Here is a 19,686-nt window from a genome sequence, read left to right on the forward strand (position 1 = left end):
CGTTCGCCCAGAAGGACCTGAAGATCAACGGCTGGGCCATGGAGAGCCGGATCTACGCCGAGGATCCGTATCGCGGCTTCCTGCCGTCGATCGGCCGGCTGGTGCGGTATTCGCCGCCGGCCGAGGGCGACGTGGACGGCGGCTTCGTGCGCAACGACGCGGGCGTTCGCGAGGGCGACGAGATCTCGATGTTCTACGATCCGATGATCTCGAAGCTGTCGACGTGGGGGAAGACCCGGGAGGCGGCGATCGACGTCATGGGCCGGGCGCTGGAGGACTTCCACATCGAAGGCCTGGGCCAGAACATCCCCTTCCTGGCCGCGGTGATGGACCAGCCGCGGTTCCGGTCGGGCAAGCTCTCGACCAACTACATCAAGGACGAGTTCCCCGACGGCTTCCAGGGCCTGCCGCCGACCGACGCGCAGCGCGACCTGATGGGCGCGGTGGCCCTGGCCATGCACCGGGCGATGCTGGCCCGCGTCGCCCCGGACCAGGTGCGCAGCGAGTGGATTGTGGTCGCCGGGCACAAGCAGCAGTCGATGAAGGTCGCCGCAGTCGACGGCGGCCTCACGATCGACGCGGACGGACGCAGGCTGCGATTGGAGGACATCCAGTGGCGGCCCGGGCAGCCGTCGTTCCGGGGCAATCTGGACGGCAGGGATTTCACCGTGGCGGTGAAGCCGGCGGCCGAGGGTTTCGTGATCCGGCACCGCGCCACGACCCTGCATGTGCTGGTGCTGACGCCGCGCTCGGCCGAGCTGCACCAGAAGCTGCCGCCCAAGAAGGCCGCCGACACGTCCAAGATGGTGCTGTCGCCGATGCCCGGCTTGGTGGTCTCCATCGACGTGGCCCAGGGCCAGGAGGTCAAGACCGGCGAGGTCGTGGCCGTGCTGGAGGCCATGAAGATGCAGAACATCCTGCGCGCCGAGCGGGATGGGACCATCAAGGCGGTCAATGTGAAGTCCGGCGACAGCGTCGCGGCCGACGAGGTTCTGGTAGAGTTCGCCTGAGCGTCTTCGCTCGGGGGATTCGATGGGCTTTGCGGAGCTCTTCTTTTCAAGCCAGGGCCGGGCCCCGCGCCTGCCGTCGCTGATCGCGGCGGCGGTGCTGCTGATCCTTGCCGCGTTCTACGAAGCGGCCGTCTCGCAGCCGGCGCTGCATTGGATGACGGGTGTGCTCGTCTATCCCGCGCTGTTCTATGCGGGCGCCTGCGTGCTCTCGAAGCGGCTGCACGATCGCGGCCGGTCCGGGTGGTGGGCGGCGCTGATCCTGACGTCCGTCGTGGCCGTATGGCCGCATCCCTCGGGCTTCCTGGACTTCGCCTTCTTCCTCGTCCTGGTCTGGGCCTTCGTGGAATTGGCCCTGATGCCGGGCGAGCAGGGCGCCAACCGCTACGGCCTCAACCCGGTGATGCTGGCGCCGGTATAAGCGTCCCCCACCGATGTCATCCCGGTTTCGCGCAGCGAAGACCGGGACCCCGATGTGTCGCATTTTGGAATGAGACGGGGAGCCGCCCCGCTTTGTCGATCGACGCCACATATCGGGGTCCCGGTCTTTGCCCTTCGGCCAAAACCGGGATGACATGGAAGGAGAAGCCTGACGCGCGGCTTATATCGGCGCTTCGGCCTCTTCCACCGCCCCGAACACCCGCCGGAAGCTGGCCTTAAGCGCTGCGTCCGCCTCGTCCACGGTCACCGGCAGGCCCAGGTCGACCAGGCTGGTGACGCCGTGCTCGCTGACGCCGCAGGGGACGATGCCGCCGAAGTGGGCGAGGTCCGGCTCGACGTTCAGCGAGATCCCATGGAACGACACCCACTTGCGCAGCTTGACGCCGATGGCGGCGATCTTGTCCTCGCGGGGCGGGACGCCCGGCTGGCGGCGCTCGACCCACACGCCCACGCGGCCCTCGCGAACCTCGCCCTTCACGTTGAAGGCGTCCAGCGCCTCGATCACCCAGGCTTCCAGGGCGGCCACGAAGGCGCGGACGTCGCGGCGGCGCTTCGTCAGGTCGAGCATGACGTACGCCACCCTCTGACCGGGGCCATGATAGGTGAACTGCCCGCCGCGGCCGCTCTCGAAGACGGGGAATCGGCCGGGGTCGATCAGGTCCGTGGGCTTGGCCGAGACACCGGCGGTGTAGAGCGGCGGGTGTTCCAGCAGCCAGACCAGCTCGCCGGCCCGGCCTTCGGCGATGGCCGCGGCCCTGGATTCCATCGCGGCGACCGCCTCGGGATAGCCCACCGGCCCGCGCGAGACGGCCCAGCCGACAGGGGCGCCATCGGTGCGACCGAACAGCGCTTCGCCGGGCATATTTAACGTGCGGTCAAGCATGTCGGCCCAATGTGGGGTTCGGGCGTGCGTCACGCAAAGCCCGTGAGTTCAGTTTCGGGGTCTTCCTTCGTGAGCCAGGTCAAGGCGGTCAATGTCGAAATCCAGGTGGTGCTCGGTCGCGCCACCCTGCCCATGGCGCAGCTGCTGCGCATGGGCCGCGGCGCGGTGATTCCGCTGGATACGACCGTGAACGAAGAGGTCTGGATTCTCGCCAACAACCACCCGGTGGCCCGCGGCGAAATCCAGATCAACGACGAGCGGATCGCCATTACGGTGACGCGCGAAGCCAACGTCTACGACTACATGGCGGGCAACGCCTGAGCCTTATATTTTAACGCACTTCACAAGGCGGGCGGGGTTTGCTACCTGCCGCGCCTCACCACGAGCGGTCGTGGCGGAATTGGTAGACGCGCAGCGTTGAGGTCGCTGTGGGGCAACCCGTGGAAGTTCGAGTCTTCTCGACCGCACCATCCTGCTTCGCCCTCCGGGCTTCGCAGGATTGAACGAGGTGGGTCGAGGCGAAGCAGGATGCCCTGCGAAGCCTTGGCGTAGCAGGGCCGGTCGCCGGAGGGGCTCTCCTGCACTACGTCTACCTCCTCGTGAGTCTCGCGAACCCTGCCAAGCGCTACATTGGGGTCACGTCGGACCTTCGGGCGCGGGTCCGCGAACACAACGGCGGCAAGTCCCCGCACGCGTCGAAGCACGGGCCCTGGAAACTGGCCACCTATGTCGTTTTGGGGAACGGGAACAGGCGGAGGCGTTCGAGACCTACTTGAAATCCGGCTCAGGCCATGCGTTCGCTCGCAAGCGGCTTTGGCCGACGTGAGTGGCCCGGCTTGCTGGCGGCGATCCTCTCGACCGCACCCGTGAATCAGGGTCTCAACCAGGGAACGAGCAGAGCCGTCCAGATATAGCCGGGGAGGTCCGCATGGTACGCGAAACGGACGACCTCACCGAGCTCGTGGACCTCGAGGAAGACCTCGAAGACCTAGCCCTCGACGACGACTACGCGCTGAACCCGGAATTCGTCTCGGACGTGGCGGACGCCCTGGACCGGGGCGACGCCGAGCGGCTGCGCGAACTGCTGAGCGCGCTGCATCCCGCGGACGTGGCCGACCTGATGGGCTTCCTGTCGGCCGACGCCCGGGAAGAGCTGATCCCGCACCTCGATCCCGAGACCCTGGCCGAGATCCTCTCCGAGCTGGACAGCGAGATCCGGGAGGAGGTGCTGGAGCACGTCCCGTCGGCGACCCTCGCCAAGGCCATCGGCGAGATGGAGTCCGACGACGCCGCCGACGTGGTCGACGACCTGGAGGACGACAAGCGCGCCGAGGTGATGGCGGCCATGCCCGAGCTGGAGCGGGCGGCCATCGAGAGCACGCTCTCCTACGAGGACGAGACCGCCGGCCGCCTGATGCAGCGCGAGGTGGTGGCCGCGCCGCAGTTCTGGACCGTCGGGCAGGCCATCGACCACTTCCGCAAGGACAGCGACGAGCTGCCCGAGCTGTTCTTCGACATCTATGTCGTCGACCCGGCCTACAAGCCGGTGGGCGCGGTGCCGGTCAGCATGCTGCTGCGTAGCGCCCGGGCGACGCCGCTGGCCCAGATCATGGAGCCGGTGACGGAAATCACCGTCGACCTCGACCAGGAAGAGGTCGCCTACATCTTCGACAAGTACCACCTGATCTCCGCCCCGGTAGTCGACACGGGCGGGCGGCTGGTGGGTCAGATCACCGTCGACGACATCGTGGGCGTCGTCCAGGAAGAGGGCGAGGAGGACATCCTGGCCCTGGCCGGTGTGTCGGACGCCGGCCGCGACGCGGGCGTCATCGGCATCGTCCGCTCGCGTCTGCCCTGGCTGCTGGTGAACACGGTGACGGCCGCCCTGGCGGCCAGCGTAATCGGGGCGTTCGAGCAGGAGATCCAGAAGCTGGCGATCCTGGCCGCGTTGATGCCCATCGTCGCGTCGCTGGGCGGCAACGCCGGCACCCAGACCCTGGCCGTAGCCGTGCGCGCCCTGGCCAGCCGCGAGCTTTCCGCCTTCAACGCCGTGCGGACCGTCAGCCGTGAAATGGTGGTGGGACTGACCAATGGGCTGGTGCTGGCGATTCTCACCGGCGGCGTCGTCTTCGGCCTTTTCCAGGATCTGCGGCTCTCGATCGCCTTTGGCCTCGCGCTGATGATCAACCTGTTCGTCGCCTCGCTCGCCGGGGCCGTGATCCCGCTGGCGTTGGAGCGCATGGGCCGGGACCCTGCCGTTTCCTCATCTGTTTTCGTGACTTTCACGACGGACTTCACAGGTTTCTTCGCCTTCCTGGGCCTCGTCGCGCTAATCCTGTTGTAACTGGCGTCAGGCTTGCGCCTGATCCGTTCAGGCGCCTGCCGCCTGTGCCGATTTGGGACGATTGGGAGCCATGCTCTCGCGCCATCGCGTTTCCCGGGCGGCCATCGAACTGATCAAGCGGTTCGAAGGCTACCGCCGACACGCCGCCCAGCTGCCCGATGGCCGCTGGATGATCGGCTATGGCCACACGTTGACGGCCCGCGAAGGGGCTGAAGTCTCCGAGCCCGACGCCGAGGCGCTGCTGGTCTACGACCTGATCAGCGTCCAGCACACGGTCAACGAGAACGTCTACGCGCCGCTCAGCCAGAACCAGTACGACGCGATCTGCAGCTTCGCGTTCAACATCGGCCTCGACAACTTCCGCCGCAGCCAGGTGCTGAAGCGGCTCAACGCCGGGGCCGCAGTGCAGGCCGCCTGCGCCATGGAGCTGTGGCGCAAGGCCGACTTCGAGGGCGAGCGGATCGTCGTGGATGCGCTGGTGCGCCGCCGCGCCGCCGAGAAGGCGCTGTTCCTGACCCCGCCGGGCGACGACTTCGCCTCCGCCCCGTCGCCGATCATCCGGCCGGCCATAGACCTGGACGCGCTCGACCTCGTGCCGTTGCGCCGCCCGGTGGAGCTGGAGACCTCGTTCGACGACAATCGCGTCAGGGTCCGCCGCGAGGCGACGCTGGAGGAGGTCGGACCCGCCACGTCCGCACCCGAACCCGCCCGTCCGGCGGTCACCGCTGCGGCGGAGGCCGTCGCCGCCCGGCTCGAGACGATCTTCGCCCATCCGGGCGAGGAGCCTGAACCGCTCCCCGAGCCTGAGCCACAAATCATCCCCGACCCCGAGCCCGTCGAACCGGTCGCGGCCCCGGAGGGTGAAGTCTCGCCTGAGCCTGAGCCTGAGCCCGAGCCGGACGCGATCCTCGAGCCCGGCCCCGAAGCCGAACCGCGCCCGCAGGCCGATTTCGCGCCGCCGATCACCCCGCACGTCGAGTCGGATGAGGTCGAGCCGGAGCTGGTCGTGGCGGAACCGCCGGTCCTCGAGCCCGAAGCGCAAGCGGACGACCTGGAGATCCCCAAGGCGCCCGCGGCCGCTTTCGACGAGCCCGAGCCGGCGGCTGAGCCGGAGGCCCAGCCGTACGAGTTCATTCCCGCCCGTCCGCGGCCCGCGCCGAAGCCTAGGGAAGTTTCGGTCGTCTGGGACCTGCTGCTGGCGCTGTTCGGCCTGGCCTTCTTCGGATTCGGCATCTTCTGGGGGCTGAGCGCCCGAGGGCCCGCGAGCGGTCTGATCACGCCGCTGATGGTGGCCTGGCCCGCGGGGCTGGCTGGGGTCGGCTTCGTCGTGGTTGCGGTGTTCCGGCTCCTGCAACGGCTGGGCCGCGAGGCCGAGCGCGACTAGTTCGCGCGGCGCGGCGGCCATGCTAACAGCCGCGCATGATCTCGAACCACGGCCCCAACATGGAGTTCGGCCTCGGCGAGGCCGCCGACGCCATCCGCGACACCACCGCCCGCTTCGCCGCCGAACGGATCGCGCCGCTGGCCGCCGAGGTGGACGCCACGAACACCTTCCCTCGCGCCCTCTGGCCCCAGATGGGCGAACTGGGGCTGCACGGCATCACCGTCGAGGAGGAGTTCGGGGGCCTGAACCTGGGCTATCTCGAACACGTGGTGGCCATGGAGGAGGTGTCCCGCGCCTCCGCCTCGGTGGGTCTGAGCTACGGCGCCCACTCGAACCTCTGCGTGAACCAGATCCGCCGCTGGGGCACGCCCGAGCAGAAGCGGCGCTACCTGCCCAAGCTGATCAGCGGCGAGGACGTGGGGTCGCTGGCCATGAGCGAGGCCGGCAGCGGGTCGGACGTCGTCTCCATGCGGCTGAAGGCCGAGAAGCGCGGCGACCGCTACGTCCTGAACGGTACGAAGTTCTGGATCACCAACGCACCCCACGCCGACACCCTGGTGGTCTACGCCAAGACCTCGCCGGACGAGGCGTCGCGGGGCATCACCACCTTCCTGATCGAGAAGGGATTCAAGGGCTTCAGCGTCTCGAACAAGCTGGACAAGATGGGCATGCGCGGGTCCGACACCGCCGAGCTGGTGTTCGAGGACTGCGAAGTGCCGGAGGAGAACGTCATGGGCCCCGTCGGCGGCGGCGCGGGCGTGCTGATGAGCGGGCTGGACTACGAGCGGACGGTGCTGTCCGGCGGACCGCTGGGCATCATGCAGGCCTGCCTCGACATCGTCCTGCCCTACGTCCGCGAGCGTAAGCAGTTCGGCAAGCCGATCGGCTCGTTCCAGCTCATGCAGGGCAAGGTGGCCGACATGTATGTCGCGCTGAACTCGGCGCGGGCTTACGTCTACGCTGTGGCGAGGGCCTGCGACGCGGGCCAGACCACGCGGTTCGATGCGGCGGGGGCGATCCTGATGGCGAGCGAGAACGCCGTAAAGGTGGCGCTGGAAGCGATCCAGGCCCTGGGCGGCGCCGGCTACACCAAGGAATATCCGGTGGAGCGCCTGCTCCGCGACGCCAAGCTCTACGACATCGGCGCCGGCACCAACGAGATCCGGCGCTTCCTGATCGGCCGGGAGCTCGTGGGCGGATGAAGGCGGCGGGGGCGCTGATCGTGATGCTGGGCCTGGCCGGGTGCGCGAGCGCGGCCCGGCCCCTGGCGTGCCCCGCTGGCCAGGCCCCGCTCCGCACCGCCCAGCTGTTCTTTGGCGCCAAGGGCCCCGCGCCGCTCGACGAGCGGGCGCTGCGCCGGTTCGTGGACCAGGAGGTCACGCCGCGCTTCCCCGACGGCGTCACGGTCGTGGACGGTGGCGGACAGTGGAAAGGCTCGGAGAACCGCCTGATCCGCGAGGCCTCGAAGGTGGTGCTGGTGGTGCTGCCGACCACGGGCGACGGTGGCGGGGCCAAGGTCGAGGCGGTGCGCGCCGCCTATCGCACCAAATTCAAGCAGGAGCCCGTCGTGGTCCTGCCGCCTCCGGGCTGCGACGCGCTGTAGGGCGCATGGCGCCTCGCGGGCGCCGATACCCGGCGCTATGGTCCCCCGCGGGGGCAGGGCGCTGGCTGGCGAGGCCAGAATCGCGTCTCACGTCTCCTGTGTCGTCGAAGATGGAGTCCGTGAGATGAAAACCTGGGGCCTGCCGATCGCGCTTGCGGCGCTGATGCTGACCACGGCGGCCGACGCCGCCAGCCTTCCGGCGCTGAAGAAGCAGGCCGTGGCCGGCGTGCAGGCCCGCGCGAAGCTGGCCCAGCAGATGAACGACAAGATCTTCAGCTTCGGCGAGCTGGCGTTCCAGGAAGTCGAGACCTCGAAGTACATCACCGAGGTCCTGGAGAAGAACGGCTTCACCGTGACCCGCGGCGTCGCCGGCCTGCCCACGGGCTGGGTCGCGACCTGGACGAACAAGACCGGCGGCCCGGTCATCGCCCTGGGCTCGGACATCGACGGCATCCCCAAGGCCTCGCAGACCCCGGGCATCCCCTGGCGCAAGCCGATGGTCGAGGGCGCGCCCGGCCATGGGGAAGGCCACAACTCCGGCAATGCGGTGAACGTCGTGGCCGCCCTGGCGGTCAAGGACCTGATGGAGAAGGAGGGCATCGCGGGAACGCTGATGCTCTGGCCGGGGGTCGCCGAGGAACTGGTGGCCGGCAAGGCGTTCATGGTCCGCGAGGGCGTGTTCAAGAACGTCGATGCGGTGCTGTTCACCCACGTGGGCGACAACCTCGCCACCACCTGGGGCAAGCCTTCGGGCACCGGCCTGGTCTCGGTGGAATACGCCTTCCGCGGCGCCAGCGCCCACTCGGCGGGCAAGCCCTGGATGGGCCGCTCGGCGCTGGATGCGGTGTCGCTGATGAACATCGGCTGGGAATTCCGCCGCGAGCACATCCGGCCGGAGCAGCGGTCGCACTATGTGATCACCGACGGCGGCGACCAGCCCAACGTCGTGCCGCAGGTGGCCAAGGTCTGGTATTTCTTCCGCGAGCAGGACTTCAAGCGGATCTCCGACCTCTACGCCGTCGGCAACAAGATCGCCGACGGCGCCGCCATGATGACCGACACCACGGTCGAGCGACGGATCCTGGGCACGGCCGCCCCGCGCCACTTCAACAAGCCGATGGCCGAGGCCGCCTACGCCAACATCCAGGCCGTGGGCCTGCCCAAGTGGACCGCCGACCAGCAGGCCTTCGCCAAGGCCGTCCAGAAGGAGGTCGGCGCCGACAAGCAGGACGGGCTGTCCACCGAACTCAAGAAGCTGGAGCCCCCGGTCGAGAAGCCGGAGAGCGGCGGCTCGGACGACATCGGCGACATCTCCTGGACCGTGCCGACCATCACCGTGAACTATCCGTCCAACATCCCGGGACTCGCGGGCCACAGCTGGATGAACGCCATCTCGATGGCGACGCCCATCGCCCACGACGGCGTGGTGGCCGGCGCCAAGGTCATCGCCATGACCACCCTGGACCTGCTCACCCGGCCGGAGCTGCGCGCCGCCGCCAAGGACTACTTCGTCAAGGTCCAGAACAAAGACGAGCGCTACGTGCCGATGATCACGCCCAGCGACAAGCCGGCCATCGAGCTCAATGCGGACATGATGGCTCAATTCCGCCCGGCCATGCGTGCGCAGTACTACGACGAGACGAAGTATCCGACCTACCTCGACCAGCTGGGCGTCAAATGGCCGACCCTGGAGCGGCCGAAATAGCGGCAGGCGGCGCAGCTTCCAGTCTCGGCCGAATTATTCCCGCAACCGGGGAGTGAGCTTGCCAAGCCAGGCCGCGGGGCCTGAAGTCCGCGGCCTGGGGGATCGGGCGTGGGCTCTGCACGCGCTCGTCGAGGTGTTGGGGGCTTCGGCGCGTGCCTACGGTCACGACCTTTGACGCGCTGCTGTCCGGCTATTCCTGGAACGGGGTGGGCGTCGCTGGCCGTCCGGTCTTCGTGACCTACTCCTTCGATGCGGTGGCCTCGCCAGCGTTCGCGGGCGTGTTCTCTCCGGCCTTCCTCGCCAGCTTCCAGCCGTTCAACGCCGCCGAGCAGGCCATTGCGCGCGCGGCGCTGGCGGCGTGGGCGGATGTCAGCGGCCTGACCTTCATCGAGGTCCCGGCCGGTCTGGGCGACATCCGCCTGGGCGCCTACGACTTCGCCTTCGCCCCGTCGGACGCCGAGGACAGCCTGGGCTTCGCCTATACGCCGTTCGTGCTGGATTTCCCGAACGGCGCCTGGGAGGAGGAGTTCGGCGGCGACATCTTCATCGCCATCGGCCAGGTCGGCTTCGATGTGCTGGCCCACGAGATCGGTCACGCCATAGGCCTGAAGCACCCCTTCGAAGGCGACGTCATCCTCGATCCGGCCTTCGACGACCTGATCCACACGGTGATGACCTACAATCCGCTGGGCGGGCCGGCGGCCGCGCTCGGGACGTTCGATATCCTGGCCGTCCAGCACCTTTATGGCGGACCCCTGACGGACGGGACCCAGGCGGCGTCCTGGTCGTGGGACGCGGCGAACCTGATCCTCACCCAGGCCGGATCCGCCGGCGCCGACACCCTGGCCGGCGTGGCGGTAGCCGACCGGATCGCCGCGGGCGACGGCGCGGACTACGTCATGACCCGCGGTGGCGGCGATACGATCGACGGCGGCGAGGGCGCCGATACGCTTGCAGGCGGATCGGGCCCCGACGCCCTGATCGGCGGCGGGGGCAATGACATCGTCGACGGCGACGACGGCGACGACGTGCTGGCCGGGGGACTTGGCGACGACGACCTCTGGGGCATGGACGGCGCGGACACCCTCACCGGAGACGACGGCCGCGACAGCCTGAATGGCGGGGCGGGCGCCAACCACCTCTCCGGTGGAGCCGGCGATGATCTGATCGTGGTGCGGGATGGCGCCAGCCGGATCGACGGCGGGGAAGGGTTTGACGTCGTGTGGCTCGTTCCGGTCAGCGCCGCCCCGACAATCCTGAGCTACGCCAGCCTTACCGCAGGCGGGGGGCGTTTTGTCGGCGTGGAGAGCGTAGGGCTGGCGGGCGACGTGGGTGCGGACACGCTGCTCGGCGGGGCGCTGCCCGATCTGCTCGTTGGCGACGCCGGGGCCGATTCCATCAGCGGCGACGATGGGAACGATGAGGTTTTCGGGGGAACGGGCGCGGACACCGTCCTGGGCGGCGCCGGCGCGGACACGGTGTCGGGCGGCGAGGGGGCGAACTACCTCCGCGGCGATGAGGGCGATGACAGCCTGCTGGGCGGCGGCGGGTTCGACGACATCCACGGCAACGTCGGCGACGACACCGCCTCGGGCGGCGCGGGCGACGACTGGGTGGTCGGCGGCAAGGACCCCGACCGGCTGGCGGGCGACGAGGGCTCCGACATCGTCTACGGCAACCTGGGCGCTGACACCTGCGAGGGCGGCGCCGGCGATGACCTGATCCGCGGGGGGCAGCAGGACGACCTGATCTCGGGTGGGGCGGGGAACGACTGGCTCTCGGGCGATCGGGACAACGACACGCTCGCCGGGGGCGCGGGCGCCGACGTGTTCCACACCTTCGGGGATGCCGGGATCGATCGGGTCACCGACTTCAGCCTCGCCGACGGCGACAGGGTGCAGCTGGATCCCGGCACGGCCTACACGGTGGCCCAGGCGGGCGCGGACACGGTGATCTCCATGATGGGCGGCGGCCAGATGACCCTTGTGGGCGTCAGCCTCGCGACCCTGACGCCCGGCTGGATCTTCGGCGCCTAGTTCGCTGCGGCGGCGCTCGGCGCGCGCGCCTTGAGCATCCGCTGCGGCTTCCACTGGACCAGCGAGCGCCACGCCCATTCGAAGGGGCCGTAGTGGAAGTGGTCCAGCCACAGGCGGCTCCAGATCAGTAGGAACGCCCAGACCCCCGCCACCACCCACAGGAGTTCCGCGCGGGACAGCTCGCCATAGAGGCCGAAGCCATAGCCGCAGAAGAGGGTGCTCGTGATGATCGACGTGCCGATGTAGTTGCTGAACGCCATCCGTCCGGCGGCCGCGAACAGGTCCGTCAGCGCCTTGAACAGACCCGCGCGCACCATCAGCAGGACGACCGCGGCGTGGGCGAGGCCGATGAAGGGGCGGGTCGTCTGCTGCCACACCTCGCGCTCGTGCAGGACCAGCGGGTCGAAGCCCGACTGGGCGACGCCTGCCGCGAGCCAGGCGGTGAAAGGGACGCAGATCAGATAGCCGAACCCGAGCAGCGCCACATAGGCGCGCGTGGACCACCCCAGGGTGAAGAAGCCCAGGCGGAAGAGGGCCATGCCCACGAACATCTGGCCCAGGGCCTCGGGGAACATCTCGGTCGGCAGGAGCACGAGGTAGAACAGCATGACCATGTTGGCCCGCGCCTGCAGGGCCGAGAGGAAGTCGCCGCCGAAGCCCGCGAGCTCGAGCGCCTTGGCCTCCGGCGGCGCCTGGACCGCCATGGACGCCTGCCGCCAGGCCTTGACCGCGTCCGCGGGCGCGCCGGGCGCCGTGGCGGCGGCGTGCAGGGCTTCCAGCGCCCCGGCCTGCCAGACGTTCTTGCCCAGCAGCGCGAGGAGGATCGTAGAGCCGATGATCAGTTGGGTGCGGGCCGGCAGCTTGCGGAACGGGAAGATCAGCAGCCCCGCCAGGGCGTAGACCACGAGGACGTCGCCGAACCAGAACAGGAAGGCGTGGGCCAGGCCAAAAAGCAGCATCCAGCCCATGCGCCGGTAGTGGGTCGCCGCGGGCGACAGGCCCGGTCCACCCTCGGCCCGTTCGGCGATCAGCACGGTCGAGGCCCCGAACAGCATCGTGAACAGCGCCCGCATCTTGCCGTCGGTCAGGACGTTGTTGATCGCCCACATCCAGAAGTCGGCCCCGGTCGATCCGCCGGCGTAGGTGGGGTTGATGTAGGCGAACGAGGGCAGGCCCATGCCCACGATGTTCATCAGCAGGATCCCGAGCACCGCCATGCCGCGGACCGCGTCGATGGACAGGTGCCGCTCGGCGCTGGCGCTGGTCATCCGTTTCCCCCGATCATTGTTATCAAGCTTGGCCCGCTCGCGCCGACTGTCAACGCGGGCAAACAGTGCTAGCGGGTAGCCTTGGCGTAGCGGGGAGGGCGATGGCGCGCGCGGACGGACAGGCGGGAGGGGCGCTGCGGGGACGCCGGCGCAAGGGGCAGGGGCCCGACCTGCGCCAGTCGATCCTGGATGCCGCCGAGGCCCTGTTCTCGAAGCATGGCTTCTACGGGGTGACCGTGCGCCAGGTCGCCGCCGAGGCCGGCGTCGACACCGCCCTGATCCACTACTACTTCGGCGCCAAGCGCGAGCTGTTCGACAGCGTCTTCGCCCGCCGCGCCGAGATCCTGAACGATGCGCGTCTGGAGGCGATGCGGGCCTACGTCGAGGCCCACAAGGGTGCGATGAGCGCCGAGGGGATCATCGAGGCCTTTATCGATCCGCTGATCGAACTGTCGCTGACCAATGACGAGGGCTGGAAGAACTACTTCCGCCTGGTGGCCCTGGTGAACAACACGCCCGCCTGGGGCGGCGAGACCATGCACCGCTTCTTCGACCCGGTCGTCCATCAGCTGGTGGACACGCTGAAGACGGCTCTGCCGGACGCCGAACTGCGCGACCTCTACTGGGCCTATCAGTTCCTGACGGGCGCCATGATGCTGGCGCTGTCCGAAACAGGTCGGATCGACCAGTTGTCAGACGGATTGTGCCGGTCCACGGATCTCGAGGCGGTGCGGGCGCGGCTCTACGCCTGGTGCGCGGCCGGCCTGGAAGAGGTTGTCCGCCGGCGGCGGTAGCCGGGACTGTGTCGCAAATTCATCAGTCGATTAAAAAGCGGCGCGCCCAAGCGTGACGCCGCTGGCGCTTCGCGTCGGAATGTTCCAACACTCCCGCTTAATTCACCTGGTGGTGAAATCGTTGATTCCAGGCGGCTCATGGGGAGCGGCCAAGGCGTCTTCGGGAGGAAATACATGAAGAAGCTGGTGAAAGCCGCCCTGCTCGCGGGCGCGGCCTGGTCCGTCGTTCCCACCCTCGCCATCGCCCAGACCGCCGCCGCGGACGAGGTGGGCGTCGAGGAAGTGGTCGTCACCGCCCGCCGGCGCGAAGAAAGCCTGAAGGACGTGCCGGTCGCCGTGACCGCCGTCACCGGCGAGCGCCTGGCCGCCACCGGCGCCGTCGACATCACCACCCTGCAGCAGTCGACCCCGAACCTGACGGTGCAGGTCGCCCGCGGTTCGAACTCGACCCTGATCTCCTTCATCCGCGGCGTCGGCCAGCAGGATCCGCTGTGGGGCTTCGAACCCGGCGTCGGCCTCTATATCGATGACGTGTATGTGGCCCGCCCGCAGGCCGCGGTCCTCGACATCTTCGACGTCCAGCGGCTGGAAGTGCTGCGCGGGCCCCAGGGCACGCTCTACGGCCGCAACACCATCGGCGGGGCGATCAAATACGTGACCGCCAAGATCGAGGGCGACCCCGAACTCAAGCTGCGCGCCAACCTCGGCTCCTACGACCAGCGCGATCTGATCGCCTCGGCCAAGGGCCAGGTGAACGACTACGTGGGCCTTGGCCTGACCTGGGCGACGTTCAACCGCGACGGCTTCGGCGAGAACCTGACCACGGGCGCCGAGCATTACGACAAGGACGTCCAGGCCGCCCGCGCCACCGTCGAGGTCACGCCGTCCGACAACCTGTTCTTCCGCCTGTCGGGCGATATCGTCACCGACCGCTCCAACCCGCGCCACGGCCACCGCGAGGTCCCCGGCCTGACCGCCACGGGCGCGCCGATCCCGACCGCCACGGTGCTGGACGACATCTACGACACCCGCGCCGGCGCGGGCGACAAGAACAAGGTGGAGGCCCGCGGCGTCTCGCTGCTGGGCGAATGGAAGGCCAGCGACACCCTGACCTTCAAGTCCATCACCGCCTATCGCGCCGGCGAGACCGAAGGCGTGATCGATTTCGACAACGAGCCGGCGGCGCTGCTCGACATTCCCGCCCGCTACAACGACCACCAGTTCACCCAGGAATTCCAGGCGCTCTATTCGGGCGAGCGGCTGCAGGGCGTGTTCGGCCTCTACTACCTGAACGCCACGGCGGCCGGCGCCTTCGACACCGTGGTGGGGCAGGCCAACCTGTCGATCGCCACCGCGGGCCACGTGGACACCAAGAGCTACTCGGCTTTCGCCGACGTCAGCTATGACGTGACCGATCAGCTCTCGATCTCGGTCGGCGGCCGCTACACCCGCGACAAGAAGACCGGCCAGGTCTACCGCCAGAACTTCACCGGCCTGAAGAGCCCGCTGTTCGGCAACCCGACCGCGATTCCGGGCCTTGTCCGTTCGAACTTCACCAGTTCGGACACCTACGAGAAGTTCACCCCGCGGGTCAGCGTCCGCTACGAGATCACGCCGGACGTTTCGACCTATGTGGCCTACAGCCAGGGCTTCAAGTCGGGCGGCTTCGACATGCGCGCCGACGCGATCCTGACCCCCACGTCGGTCGACGGCTACGAGCCGGAGACGGTGGATTCGTTCGAAGGCGGCCTGAAGGGCTACTTCTTCGATCGCCGCCTGTCCCTGAACACGGCCGTATTCTATTCGAAGTACAAGGATCAGCAGATCACCCAGCAGACGCCGGTCGGGGCTTCGATCGCCTCCCAGGTTCTGAACGTGGGCAAGTCGCACATCTACGGCGCCGAGTTCGAGGGCCAGGCGACCTTCACCTCGTCGCTCTTCGCCACCTTCTCGCTGGGCTACACCAAGGCCGAGTTCGACGAGTACCGGGCGCTGGACCTGACCTCGTCGCCGCCGGTCGTGCGCGACTTCGCCGACAGCCGGGTGTTCCAGAACACGCCCAAGTGGAACGGCTCGGCGAGCCTGACCTGGCGTCACGACCTGGGCGACCACGGCTCGATCGCCGTCATCCCCTCGGCCTCCTACCGCTCGTCCTTCCACATGTTCGAGGTGCCCTCCATCCTCGACCAGGACAGCTACTGGCTGCTGGACGCCAGCATCGTCTGGACCTCGGCGGACGAGCGCTACCAGGTCGGCCTGCACGGCAAGAACCTGGGCGACGAGGAATATCGCATCGGCGGCTACAACTTCCCGCAGTCGGCAGGCGTGCTCTTCGGCAACTCGGTGACCGCCTACTACGGTCCGCCGCGCACCGTGACCCTCTCGCTCCAGGCCAAGTTCTAAGCTCCTATCGACGCCCGGCTCCCCACGGAGCCGGGCGTTCCTGATTCTGCAGGTCCCGATGTCATCGACCCCCCGCGCCGGCGCCTATCCCAAGGTCGTGCTGGCGGTGCTGATCGTCGCCTACACCTTCAACTTCCTGGACCGGCAGATCCTCGGGATCCTGGCGGGGCCGATCAAGGCCGAGCTGGGCCTCAGCGACGGTCAGCTAGGCCTGATGGGCGGGCTTGCGTTCGCGCTGTTCTACACCGGCCTCGGCGTGCCGATCGCCGCCCTGGCCGACCGTTGGAGCCGCACCTGGATCATGACCGGGGCGCTGGCCCTGTGGAGTGGCTTCACGGCCCTCTGCGGCCTGGCCACCGGCTTCTGGCAGCTGTTCCTGTGCCGCATGGGCGTGGGGATCGGCGAGGCGGGGGGCGTGGCCCCGGCCTATTCGCTGATCAGCGACTATTTCCCGAAGGAACAGCGGGCGAGGGCGCTGGCGGCCTATTCCTTCGGCATCCCCATCGGCTCGGCGCTCGGCATCCTGTTCGGAGGCCTCATCGCCCACGCGGTGGACTGGCGCGCCGCCTTCATCGCGGTGGGCGTCGCCGGCGTGGCCCTCACGCCGATCTTCCGCCTGATCGTCAAGGAGCCGCCGCGGGAGGCCTCGCCGCCCCCGGCCCCTGCCGCGGCGGGCGCGCCGCCGGCCGGCGGGGTTCGCGCCCTGTTGGCCAAGCCCAGCTTCTGGCTGATTTCGCTGGGGGCGGCGGCCTCGTCGGTCTGCGGGTACGGCGTCGCCTTCTGGCTGCCCAGCTTCTTCGAGCGCAGCCTGGGCATGGGCCTGGTCGACCGTTCGCTGTTCCTGGGCTCCATGACCCTGGTGGGGGGCGTCATCGGCGTGTGGGCCGGCGGCGTGCTCGGCGACCGGCTAGGCCGCGCGCGCCCGGCCGCCTATCTGCTGGTCCCGGCCGTGGCGTTCCTGCTGGCGCTGCCCTGTTTCGTGCTGGCCGTGCAGGCCAAGACGCTGTGGGTGGCCTTCCTCCTGTTCCTGATTCCCACGGGCCTCAATCTGGTCTGGCTGGGGCCGGTCATTACGGCAGTGCAGCATCTTGTCGCACCGGCGCAGCGGTCGACCGCCTCGGCCTGCTTCCTGTTCGTGAACAACCTCATCGGCCTGGGTCTGGGCACTTGGTACTTCGGCGCGATTTCCGACGTACTTACGCCACGTTACGGTACGGAAGCCCTTCGCTACGCCATCTATTCCGGCCTTGGCTTCTACGTCGTGAGCGCTGTGCTGTTCGTCCTGGCCGCGCGCGGGCTGAAGCGCGACTGGATCGCCTGAAATCGATTTCACGGCAGTATGAAATTAGGGCTTGCGTGCGGTGCAGCAAAGGCGCAGAAAGATCTCGCCCTTTTGGGCGTTTCCTCCCTAATGACTTGGCCGCGCCTCCGGGTGCGGCCTTTTTTTTTGGTCCGCGGTCAGACCTCGATGAGGGCGTATTCGATGCCCAGGTCGCGGTTCAGGATCGGCCGCGCGACGTTGTAGACGGGAACGCCCCCGGCGGTCCGGCCCTCGTGGGCGCCGCGGTGGGCGTGGCCATGGATGGCGCAGGCCACCCCTTCGAACCGGTCGATGGTTTCGCCCATCCGGGCCGAGCCCAGGAAAGCGAAGATCTCCGGCGGCTCGCCCTCCAGCGTCTCCTGGACCGGCGAATAGTGCGTCATCACCACGATGCGCTCGTTCCGCAGCATGCGCAGGGAACTTTCGAGCTTCAGGTTCTCGTCCACGGACGCCTGGACGAAGGCCTTGATCTCCGGCTCGCCGAAGGCGCTCAGCATGTGGCGCCCAAACCCGCCGATGAACCCCTTGCAGCCTGCAAAGCCGACGCCGTCGATCTCCAGGGCCTCGCCGTCCAGCACCTTCATCCCGGCCTCGTGCAGGATGCGGGACACTTCCGAGGGCTGGCCGCACTCGTAGTCGTGGTTGCCCAGCACGCCCACCACGGGAATCGTGCAGACGCGCAGGTCCTCGGCCAGGATCTCCGCCTCGCTGGTCTTGCCGAAGTTGGTCAGGTCGCCGCAGAGCGCCAGCACGTCGGCCTCCTGGCTGATCCGCGCGAACAGATCGCGATAGGGTCGCTCGGCGTTCTCGCCCACGTGCAGGTCGCCGATCGCGGCGAGCCGCAAGGGGCGGGCGGGGCCATCGTTGGCGGCGGTGTCAGGCGATAGGCTCATGGCGCTCCTCCAGCCCCTTGCCCACCACGTCGGCGAAGCCCCACTCGGCGATGTCGATCAGATAGTCGCGCGGGCTGAACATCCGGCCCCGACACACCTTCACGCGGGCGGGCGGCAGGGTGACCTGCGCGGCGAGACGATCGGTGAGTTCGGTCATCAACCAACGCGGTATCAGGTCACGCTCGGTCGGATAGACGAACCGGAAGTTCAGGAGGTGGATCAGCAGCACCTCCCAATAGGGCTCCATGTATCCCAGCAGCCGCTTCCAATCGATGCGGTCGGCCTGGCGATAGATGACGTGGGCCACGTCGGCGCCGTCGTAGCGGTAGCGGTCCTGGATGAACATCTTCGAGATCACCAGCTCGGTCGGCGCGGTGATCTTGGCCTCGACGCCGTAGACCTCGATGGTGGAGTTGTCCTCGAACCAGGCGTCGGTGACGGGCGCCGCCCCGTTCGACATGGCGAAGATCACGTCGAAGAAGCGCTCGCCCTGCCAGACCTTGGCGATCCAGCGCTCGTCTTCGACGTCGGTCCGATAGCCGTGCTCCTGGAAGTAGGCCAAGATCTTGGGGAAGTCCCCCGCCTTGCAGAAGACGTCCAGGTCCTTGGTCGGCCGCACGATGCCTGTGTAGGCGCAGACCGCATAGGTCCCCGAGAGCAGGAAGGGAATGCCGGACGCCGTCAGAAGGCGCAGGCTCTCCGCGTAGAACGCTTCGGCGTCCGGCGGCGGTTCGAAGGCGGACGCGTCATAGGCCTGTGACATCGGTCCAGGGAACGGCGCCGCCACCGTGCGGTTCCGTCGCGACTGCGCGCCGCTTTTAGGTTGTGCGAGCTAAACCGGAGGTTCATCAAAGGCAGAGGCAAATCTTTATTTCCAGCCCAGCTGGAACCGTGGCCGTAAGGCCACGTTTCCCGTGAGGGTGGGGGTGTGCCGCGGCGTGGGCGCCATCGGGATGTCCCCTTTTGCAGACCATCCTGTCGGGGGAGTTCATGCCTGCTGCCGCTGCCAAGACCGCCAAGGCCCGCCGTACTCCACATCCTCAGGCCGAGGTCGATACGGCCCAGCTTCTGGCCGCGCTGCGCGCGTTCAGCCGCGGCGACTTCTCGGTGCGCCTTCCGCGCGCCACGGGGATGGCCGGCGAGATCGCGGAAGCCTTCAACGACGTGGTCGAACAGAACGATCGGATGACCCGCGAGTTCGAGCGGCTGGGCGATACGGTGGGCCGGCAGGGCAAGATCAGCCACCGCGCCAAGCTGCCCGCCGCCCAGGGGTCCTGGGCGGCTTCGGTGGACGCCGTGAACACGCTGATCACCGACATGATCCATCCCACCGCCGAAATGGCTCGCGTGATCGGCGCCGTGGCCAAGGGCGACCTTAGCCAAACCATGGATATGGAGAACGAGGAGCGCCCGCTGCGCGGCGAGTTCCTGCGGATCGGCAAGGTCGTGAACACCATGGTGGGCCAGCTGGGCTCGTTCGCCGCCGAGGTGACGCGGGTGGCGCGCGAGGTGGGCACGGAAGGCAAGCTGGGCGGCCAGGCGCAGGTGAAGGGCGTGACCGGCGCCTGGAAGGACCTGACCGACAACGTGAACTTCATGGCCGC

18 protein-coding genes and 1 tRNA gene are annotated in these 19,686 nt (G+C 68.4%); 15 read left to right on the plus strand and 4 right to left on the minus strand.

Annotated features, from left to right (window positions below; translation table 11 throughout):
* Together AX721_RS26080 and AX721_RS26085 are read left to right on the plus strand one after the other, a co-directional pair.
* On the plus strand, positions 1–1,010 hold a 1,010-nt coding region (locus tag AX721_RS26080), incomplete at its 5' end, for a biotin/lipoyl-containing protein (RefSeq protein WP_156467391.1).
* Between the two features lie 22 nt (positions 1,011–1,032).
* The gene (locus AX721_RS26085) at positions 1,033–1,428 is read left to right on the plus strand and encodes a DUF805 domain-containing protein (protein WP_068878878.1); all 396 of its coding nucleotides are present in this window, start codon (positions 1,033–1,035) and stop codon (positions 1,426–1,428) included.
* Between the two features lie 180 nt (positions 1,429–1,608).
* Here the strand turns inward: AX721_RS26085 and lipB are convergent, their stop codons facing one another.
* Positions 1,609–2,331, minus strand: coding sequence for a lipoyl(octanoyl) transferase LipB (gene lipB, locus AX721_RS26090; RefSeq protein ID WP_068878879.1), 723 nt, complete (start codon positions 2,329–2,331; stop codon positions 1,609–1,611).
* A 9-nt stretch (positions 2,332–2,340) separates the two neighbouring features.
* Between lipB and AX721_RS26095 the strand changes: the two genes are divergently transcribed.
* The 9 genes from AX721_RS26095 (at position 2,341) to AX721_RS26130 (ending at position 11,403) form a co-directional block, all read left to right on the plus strand.
* Complete coding sequence (locus AX721_RS26095; protein WP_156467392.1) at positions 2,341–2,652, plus strand: FliM/FliN family flagellar motor switch protein; 312 nt, start codon at positions 2,341–2,343, stop codon at positions 2,650–2,652.
* A 64-nt stretch (positions 2,653–2,716) separates the two neighbouring features.
* Positions 2,717–2,801 (plus strand) — tRNA-Leu (locus AX721_RS26100).
* A 108-nt stretch (positions 2,802–2,909) separates the two neighbouring features.
* A complete protein-coding gene (locus AX721_RS28865; RefSeq protein ID WP_369796621.1) occupies positions 2,910–3,107 on the plus strand; it encodes a GIY-YIG nuclease family protein in 198 nt (65 codons plus the stop codon).
* Between the two features lie 152 nt (positions 3,108–3,259).
* Complete coding sequence (gene mgtE / locus AX721_RS26105) at positions 3,260–4,675, plus strand: magnesium transporter (protein WP_068878881.1); 1,416 nt, start codon at positions 3,260–3,262, stop codon at positions 4,673–4,675.
* Positions 4,676–4,745: 70 nt separating this feature from the next.
* Positions 4,746–6,059 (plus strand): lysozyme, encoded by a 1,314-nt coding sequence (locus AX721_RS26110; RefSeq protein WP_068878882.1) that lies wholly within the window; start codon positions 4,746–4,748, stop codon positions 6,057–6,059.
* A gap of 35 nt (positions 6,060–6,094) precedes the next feature.
* Positions 6,095–7,261, plus strand: a complete 1,167-nt coding sequence (locus AX721_RS26115) for an isovaleryl-CoA dehydrogenase (protein ID WP_068878883.1) — start codon at positions 6,095–6,097, stop codon at positions 7,259–7,261.
* Positions 7,258–7,662, plus strand: coding sequence for a DUF3574 domain-containing protein (locus AX721_RS26120; RefSeq protein ID WP_068878884.1), 405 nt, complete (start codon positions 7,258–7,260; stop codon positions 7,660–7,662). The genes AX721_RS26115 and AX721_RS26120 overlap by 4 nt, the downstream gene beginning before the upstream one ends.
* 124 nt (positions 7,663–7,786) lie before the next feature.
* Positions 7,787–9,367 (plus strand): amidohydrolase, encoded by a 1,581-nt coding sequence (locus AX721_RS26125; RefSeq protein WP_068878885.1) that lies wholly within the window; start codon positions 7,787–7,789, stop codon positions 9,365–9,367.
* 152 nt (positions 9,368–9,519) lie between these two features.
* The gene (locus AX721_RS26130; protein ID WP_068878886.1) at positions 9,520–11,403 is read left to right on the plus strand and encodes a matrixin family metalloprotease; all 1,884 of its coding nucleotides are present in this window, start codon (positions 9,520–9,522) and stop codon (positions 11,401–11,403) included.
* On the opposite strand, the gene AX721_RS26135 is transcribed toward AX721_RS26130, so the two are convergent.
* The gene (locus tag AX721_RS26135; protein ID WP_068878887.1) at positions 11,400–12,671 is read right to left on the minus strand and encodes a DUF418 domain-containing protein; all 1,272 of its coding nucleotides are present in this window, start codon (positions 12,669–12,671) and stop codon (positions 11,400–11,402) included. The two genes, AX721_RS26130 and AX721_RS26135, sit on opposite strands and share 4 nt — an antisense overlap.
* Before the next feature lie 101 nt (positions 12,672–12,772).
* Here AX721_RS26135 and AX721_RS26140 point away from each other — a divergent pair, with 101 nt between their 5' ends.
* From AX721_RS26140 to AX721_RS26150, 3 genes are all read left to right on the plus strand, one after another.
* Positions 12,773–13,465 (plus strand): TetR/AcrR family transcriptional regulator, encoded by a 693-nt coding sequence (locus AX721_RS26140; protein WP_156467393.1) that lies wholly within the window; start codon positions 12,773–12,775, stop codon positions 13,463–13,465.
* A gap of 174 nt (positions 13,466–13,639) precedes the next feature.
* Positions 13,640–15,868: a TonB-dependent receptor gene (locus AX721_RS26145; RefSeq protein WP_068878889.1), complete on the plus strand. Its 2,229-nt coding sequence runs from the start codon at positions 13,640–13,642 to the stop codon at positions 15,866–15,868.
* A gap of 58 nt (positions 15,869–15,926) precedes the next feature.
* Positions 15,927–17,189 (plus strand): MFS transporter, encoded by a 1,263-nt coding sequence (locus tag AX721_RS26150; RefSeq protein ID WP_068878890.1) that lies wholly within the window; start codon positions 15,927–15,929, stop codon positions 17,187–17,189.
* 137 nt (positions 17,190–17,326) lie between these two features.
* Here AX721_RS26150 and AX721_RS26155 read toward each other — a convergent pair whose 3' ends face one another.
* Together AX721_RS26155 and AX721_RS26160 are read right to left on the minus strand one after the other, a co-directional pair.
* The gene (locus AX721_RS26155) at positions 17,327–18,082 is read right to left on the minus strand and encodes a metallophosphoesterase (protein ID WP_068878891.1); all 756 of its coding nucleotides are present in this window, start codon (positions 18,080–18,082) and stop codon (positions 17,327–17,329) included.
* On the minus strand, positions 18,066–18,845 hold the full coding sequence (locus AX721_RS26160; RefSeq protein ID WP_068878892.1) for a nucleotidyltransferase: 780 nt from the start codon (positions 18,843–18,845) through the stop codon (positions 18,066–18,068). Before AX721_RS26160 ends, AX721_RS26155 begins: the two co-directional genes overlap by 17 nt.
* 227 nt (positions 18,846–19,072) lie before the next feature.
* On the opposite strand from AX721_RS26160, the gene AX721_RS26165 reads away from it, so the two are divergent.
* The coding region (locus tag AX721_RS26165) for a HAMP domain-containing protein (protein ID WP_369796620.1) at positions 19,073–19,686 on the plus strand (614 nt) is incomplete at its 3' end.

The organism is Phenylobacterium sp. CCH9-H3 (genome assembly GCF_001557235.1).
Classification (GTDB): domain Bacteria; phylum Pseudomonadota; class Alphaproteobacteria; order Caulobacterales; family Caulobacteraceae; genus Phenylobacterium.

What these genes read in the sequence shown, in the direction of transcription:
- AX721_RS26085 (WP_068878878.1), top strand. Translation starts at nt 1,033, where the DNA reads ATGGGCTTTGCGGAGCTCTTCTTTTCAAGCCAGGGCCGGGCCCCGCGC.
- lipB (WP_068878879.1), bottom strand. Translation starts at nt 2,331, where the DNA reads ATGCTTGACCGCACGTTAAATATGCCCGGCGAAGCGCTGTTCGGTCGC.
- AX721_RS26095 (WP_156467392.1), top strand. Translation starts at nt 2,341, where the DNA reads ATGTGGGGTTCGGGCGTGCGTCACGCAAAGCCCGTGAGTTCAGTTTCG.
- mgtE (WP_068878881.1), top strand. Translation starts at nt 3,260, where the DNA reads ATGGTACGCGAAACGGACGACCTCACCGAGCTCGTGGACCTCGAGGAA.
- AX721_RS26110 (WP_068878882.1), top strand. Translation starts at nt 4,746, where the DNA reads ATGCTCTCGCGCCATCGCGTTTCCCGGGCGGCCATCGAACTGATCAAG.
- AX721_RS26115 (WP_068878883.1), top strand. Translation starts at nt 6,095, where the DNA reads ATGATCTCGAACCACGGCCCCAACATGGAGTTCGGCCTCGGCGAGGCC.
- AX721_RS26120 (WP_068878884.1), top strand. Translation starts at nt 7,258, where the DNA reads ATGAAGGCGGCGGGGGCGCTGATCGTGATGCTGGGCCTGGCCGGGTGC.
- AX721_RS26125 (WP_068878885.1), top strand. Translation starts at nt 7,787, where the DNA reads ATGAAAACCTGGGGCCTGCCGATCGCGCTTGCGGCGCTGATGCTGACC.
- AX721_RS26135 (WP_068878887.1), bottom strand. Translation starts at nt 12,671, where the DNA reads ATGACCAGCGCCAGCGCCGAGCGGCACCTGTCCATCGACGCGGTCCGC.
- AX721_RS26140 (WP_156467393.1), top strand. Translation starts at nt 12,773, where the DNA reads ATGGCGCGCGCGGACGGACAGGCGGGAGGGGCGCTGCGGGGACGCCGG.
- AX721_RS26145 (WP_068878889.1), top strand. Translation starts at nt 13,640, where the DNA reads ATGAAGAAGCTGGTGAAAGCCGCCCTGCTCGCGGGCGCGGCCTGGTCC.
- AX721_RS26150 (WP_068878890.1), top strand. Translation starts at nt 15,927, where the DNA reads ATGTCATCGACCCCCCGCGCCGGCGCCTATCCCAAGGTCGTGCTGGCG.
- AX721_RS26155 (WP_068878891.1), bottom strand. Translation starts at nt 18,082, where the DNA reads ATGAGCCTATCGCCTGACACCGCCGCCAACGATGGCCCCGCCCGCCCC.
- AX721_RS26160 (WP_068878892.1), bottom strand. Translation starts at nt 18,845, where the DNA reads ATGTCACAGGCCTATGACGCGTCCGCCTTCGAACCGCCGCCGGACGCC.